This is a genomic window from Teichococcus deserti (assembly GCF_001982615.1).
GTDB lineage: Bacteria > Pseudomonadota > Alphaproteobacteria > Acetobacterales > Acetobacteraceae > Pseudoroseomonas > Pseudoroseomonas deserti.
In genome coordinates this window covers 1-1,845 of sequence record NZ_MLCO01000394.1, presented here as the reverse complement: position 1 = coordinate 1,845, position 1,845 = coordinate 1, and the positions used below count along the sequence as shown (strand labels likewise).

Sequence of the window (1,845 nt, the reverse complement as noted above, 5' to 3'; positions counted from 1 at the left end):
CCACCCTCTCCCGCTTGTCGCTGCCCGGCTGCTGATGGCCGCGGTGCTGGCGCTCGGCCAAGTGTCTTCCGGTTTCGCCCAGCCGGCGCCGCCGCCGGCGGCCAGCACGCCGCCCCTGGCGCTGCCGCAGGTCGCCGCACCCCCCGGCGGGGCCATGCTGGGCAATCCGCCGCTGCCGCTGACCCTGCCGGGGGGGCTGCCGCTGCCCAGCCTGCCGCCTTCGATGCAGCAGGAGATCCTGCAGCGGATCATGGAGGCCAGCGGCAATGGTCGCGCGCCGGCGCCGCTGATGCCCGCCGCGCCTGCCATGCCGCCGCCCTCGACGGCTGGTCTTCCTGGGGGGCTGCCGCCCAGCCTGCCGCATTACCCGATGCCGGCGGCGCCGGCGCCCGTGGGCGAGCCCCTGTCCCAGGCCGAGGCGCATTTCTCCATGCGCCTCGAGGGCGTGGTGCTGCGCCAGTTCGGCTACGACACCTTCAAGGACATCAGCGCGGCGCCGCCGGGGCAGCCGCCGATGGCGCAGGTGCCGGACGACTACATCCTCGGCCGCGACGACGAGGTGCTGGTCAGCATCCGCGGCCGCACCCAGCAGAATCACGGGCTGCGCATCCGCCGTGACGGCATGCTGATGCTGCCCGACCTGCCGCCCATCTCGGCCGCCGGCCGGCCGCTCGGCGAAGTGCGCGCCGAGATCGAATCCCGAGCGGCGCGCGAGCTCGGCGGCTCGGAGGCTTTTGTCAGTTTGGGCCAGCTGCGGCAGATCGGCGTCTTCATCGCCGGCGAGGTGCTGCGGCCCGGCCTCTATCCGATGCCGGCGCTGGCCTCGGTGCTGGACGCGCTGGCGCTGGCCGGCGGCGTGAAGAAGACCGGGTCGCTGCGCGCCATCCGGGTCGAAGGGCCGCGCGGCCCGCGTATCGTCGACCTCTACAGTGTCATCGGCAGCGAGGCCGGCACGCCGGATCTCGCGCTGCGCGAGGGCGAGCGGATCGTGGTGCCGCCGCTGGGCGCCGCCTTCGCCATCGCCGGCGAGGTGACGCGGCCCGGCATCTTCGAGATGCCGCCGGGCGTCGAGCAGATGCCGCTGGCGACCCTGCTGCGCCTGGCCGGGCAGCCGTTGCGGCCGGCGGGGCAGCGCTTCCTGCTGCAGGGGACCGATGCGCAAGGCCGGCGCAGCCTGTCGGAAATCGGGCCGCAGGGCCGGCTGCGGCGGGGCGACGCGGTGCTGGTGCAGCCGGGCAGCGACGTGCTGGCCGGGCAGGTGCGGCTGGCCGGCCATGTGGCGGCGCCGCTGCTGCGGGCCGCCGGCCAGGCCGGGCTGCGGGCCCTGCTGGCCGACCCGCTGCTGGTGAAGCCCGACCCCTACCTGCGGCTCGCCATCGTCTGGCGGGTCGACCCGCAGACCCGCGTGCGGCGCTTCATCGGCTTCGACCTGGGCCGCCTGCTGCAGCGCCAGACCGACCTGCCGCTGCGCCCGGGTGATGAGGTTCTTCTCATCTCCCAGGCCGATGTTCTCTGGCTGGCCAGTCCGCCGGTGCAGCGGGCCCTGCGCGGCGAGGCCGCCACCGAATGCCCGGCGCTGCAGGCGCTGGCCGTCGCCGCGCGATCCTCGCCGGTGCGCTTCGCCCATGTGCGCGGCGCCGGCTTTCCCGACCTTGGCGCGCCGCCCTGCCCGGCGCTCTTCGTCGACTACCCGGCGCTGCTGCCCTATCTGCTGGACCAGGCGGTGCTGCTGTCGGGCGAGGCGCGGCTGCCCGGCCTCTATCCGATCCTGGACGACACCGGGCTGGACCAGGTGCTGGCGGCGGCCGGCGGGCTGACCGACACGGTGGACCTCTCCGCCGTCGA

General features: G+C 75.3%; 1 protein-coding gene. It reads left to right on the top strand.

Annotated elements, in window-relative coordinates:
• Positions 1-1,845: polysaccharide biosynthesis/export family protein (locus tag BKE38_RS27880; RefSeq protein ID WP_367596444.1), on the top strand; the 1,845-nt coding region annotated here is incomplete at both ends.